The sequence below is a fragment of the Streptomyces triticagri genome, assembly GCF_003429565.1.
In the GTDB taxonomy this organism is placed as follows: domain Bacteria; phylum Actinomycetota; class Actinomycetes; order Streptomycetales; family Streptomycetaceae; genus Streptomyces; species Streptomyces triticagri.
In genome coordinates this window covers 1-2781 of the sequence record NZ_QUAK01000155.1, presented here as the reverse complement: position 1 = coordinate 2781, position 2781 = coordinate 1, and the positions used below count along the sequence as shown (strand labels likewise).

General features: G+C 69.5%; 3 protein-coding genes. 1 reads left to right on the top strand and 2 read right to left on the bottom strand.

The genetic code is table 11. The annotated features are described in order from the left end of the window. Positions 1-19: 19 nt before the first annotated feature. Together DY218_RS25365 and DY218_RS25360 are read right to left on the bottom strand one after the other, a co-directional pair. Positions 20-949, bottom strand: coding sequence for an IS5 family transposase (locus tag DY218_RS25365; protein ID WP_128558473.1), 930 nt, complete (start codon positions 947-949; stop codon positions 20-22). A 66-nt stretch (positions 950-1015) separates the two neighbouring features. Next, positions 1016-2035, bottom strand: coding sequence for an aldo/keto reductase (locus DY218_RS25360; RefSeq protein WP_128558472.1), 1020 nt, complete (start codon positions 2033-2035; stop codon positions 1016-1018). 109 nt (positions 2036-2144) lie between these two features. Between DY218_RS25360 and DY218_RS25355 the strand changes: the two genes are divergently transcribed. Continuing rightward, complete coding sequence (locus tag DY218_RS25355; RefSeq protein ID WP_233521899.1) at positions 2145-2780, top strand: TetR/AcrR family transcriptional regulator; 636 nt, start codon at positions 2145-2147, stop codon at positions 2778-2780. The last annotated feature ends 1 nt before the right edge of the window (position 2781 follow it).

Genomic DNA, 2781 nt, shown 5'->3' with positions numbered 1-2781 from the left:
CTAGGCTGTGTCCTGGCGATCACGAACGGAGCCAAATGACGAGTGCCGCTGTGGTGACGGTGCCGAGGTAGACGTAGCCGCGTTTGTCGTATCTGGTTGCGACCGCACGGAATGCTTTGAGCTTGTTGATCGCCCGTTCGACGGTGTTCCGCTTCTTGTAGCGGTCTTTGTCGAACCCGGGCGGTCGGCCCCCGGCGCTGCCGCGCCGAGCCCGTCCGGCTGCTTGGTCACGCTTCTCCGGGATGGTGTGTCGGATGCCGCGTCTGCGCAGGTAGTGGCGGGTCCGACGGTTACTGTAGCCCTTGTCCGCACTGACGCTGTTCGGGGTGGTGCGTGGCCTGCCAGCAGCGAGCCGCGGCACACGTATCCCCTCCATGACCGGCTGGAACTGAGTGCAGTCGGCGCACTGTCCTGGTGTGATGACCAGCGACAGCACCCGGCAGCGGCCGTCCGCACTCAGGTGGATCTTGGTGGTGAAGCCGCCCCGTGAGCGGCCGAGCGCCTCACCTCCCGCACCACCTCCGCCGGCCGGTCGCTCGGTTCCTCCCGGCCCCGAGCGGCTCTGACCAACCGCACGGGCCCCCTTGTGAGCGCGGGGCGGCGGAGCGAGCCGGGCCCCGGCGGCGTGCTGGTGCGCGCGCACGGACGTCGAGTCGACCGCGACGTCCCAGTCGATCTCATCGGCCGCGTCCGCCTCCGCCTGCATCCGGCGCAGGAGCATCTCCCACGTTCCGTCCGCCGACCAGCGGCGATGGCGCTCGTGCACCGTCTTCCACGGCCCGTACTGCTCCGGCAGACCACGCCACTGCACACCCGTGCGCAGCCGGTACAGCACCCCGTTCACGACCTGGCGATGGTCCCGCCACCTGCCACAACGTCCGTTGCTCGCCGGCAGGAACGGCTCCAGGCGCTCCCACTGGGCATCCGTCAGATCCGTGTGAATTCCCATGGCCGTATCAAGGGCACACCTGATCGTCAGGTCACTGCCCAGCGCCGCGCGGGCGGAGGTGTGGGTTCAGGCGGCGGCGCGGTCTGCGGCGGGGCGGCGGCGCAGGGCGGGGTCGAGGAGGGCGGGGGGCTGGTAGTCCTGGTCGAGGGTGCCGATGTCAGTGCCGGGCGGGATGATCTCGTCGATGCGGTCCAGGAGGTCGTCGTCGAGGCGGACGTCGAAGCCGGCGATGAGGTCGTCCAGGTGGGCCATGGTGCGGGCGCCGGCCAGGGCGCTGGTGACGCCGGGGTGGGCGATGGTGAAGGCCATGGCGAGGTGGGTGAGGGGCATCCCGGCCTTCTGGGCGAGGGGCAGGAGCTGTTCGACGGCGTCGATCCTGTGCTCGTCGGTGAGGTGCTTGAAGAAGCTGGCGCGGCTGAGGGAGTTCTCCTGGTTCTTGCGCACGCGGCCGGTGAGCATGCCCTGGGCCAGGGGGCCCCAGACCATGACACCCATGCCGTATCGCTGGGCGACGGGCAGCACTTCGCGTTCGATGCCGCGGTTGAGCAGCGAGTACGGGGGCTGTTCGGTGCGCAGGCGCTCCAGGCCCCGGCGCTCGGCCGCCCACTGCGCCTCGACGATGTCGCTGGCGGGGGTGGTGGAGGAGCCGACCGCGCGGACCTTGCCGCTGCGGATGAGGTCGGTGAGCGCGGACAGGGTCTCCTCGATGTCGGTGGCCGGGTCCAGGCGGTGGATCTGGTAGACGTCGATGTAGTCGGTCTGCAGGCGGCGCAGCGAGTTCTCGACGGCCTTCATGATCCAGCGACGCGAGGTGCCGCGCCGGTTGGGGTCCTCGCCCATGGGGAGGCCGAACTTCGTGGCCAGGACGACGTCCTCGCGCCGTCCTTTCAGCGCCTTGCCGACCACGTCCTCGGAGTCGCCGTAGGCGTCGGAGGTGTCGAGGAAGTTGATCCCGGCGTCCAGGGCCTTGTGGATGATGCGGGCCGACTCCTCGGGCTCGTTGCCCATGCGGGTGGCGTACATGAGGGTGCCGAGCGCGTAGGGGCTGACCATGATGCCGGTGCGGCCCAGGGGGCGGTACTGCATGGAGATCCTCCGGGAGTGGGCGTTGGGAGCGGGTAGACTCCCAACAAAGCGGAAAGCCTTTCCGAATCAGGATACGGAAAGGCTTTCCGGATCAGCAACCGGAGGAGCCGTGCCCGACACACCCCCCGTCCAGCATCGCCGCCGGCGCGTGGATGCGCAGCGCAACCTCGACGCGCTCCTCGACGCGGCGCGCACCGTCTTCGACACCTCCGGCGTCGACGCCCCCGCCAAGGAGATCGCCGACCTCGCAGGCGTCGGTGTCGGTACCCTCTACCGCCACTTCCCCTTGCGCTCGGACCTGATCAAGGCCGTGGTTCAGGACGCGATCGACCGCATCGCCGCCGACGGCCCCGCTTTGGCCGCCGAACACGAACCCGGCGACGCCCTCGCCCAATGGCTGCACCGCTACGCCGACTTCCTCGGCGCCAAACGCGGACTCACCCCCGCCCTGCACTCCGGCGACCCCGCCTACAAAGACCTCGCCACCCACTTCATGGACAAGGTCGGCCCCGTCCTCGCCGCACTCCTCGACACCGCCGCGAAAGCGGGTGCCGCCCGCACCGACGTCAGCGCCCACGACGTGCTCTACGCCGTCGCCAACCTCTGCATGCCCGTCCCCGTCGAACACCCCGCCTACCAGCCCCACCACATGGTCAGCGTCTTCATTGACGGTCTACGCATAGCAACCTCCCGGGGTCTGACGACCCAGGCGTCGAACTTTCATGATCGGCCGGACAGGGCCTAGG

What these genes read in the sequence shown, in the direction of transcription:
- DY218_RS25365 (WP_128558473.1), bottom strand. Translation starts at nt 949, where the DNA reads ATGGGAATTCACACGGATCTGACGGATGCCCAGTGGGAGCGCCTGGAG.
- DY218_RS25360 (WP_128558472.1), bottom strand. Translation starts at nt 2,035, where the DNA reads ATGCAGTACCGCCCCCTGGGCCGCACCGGCATCATGGTCAGCCCCTAC.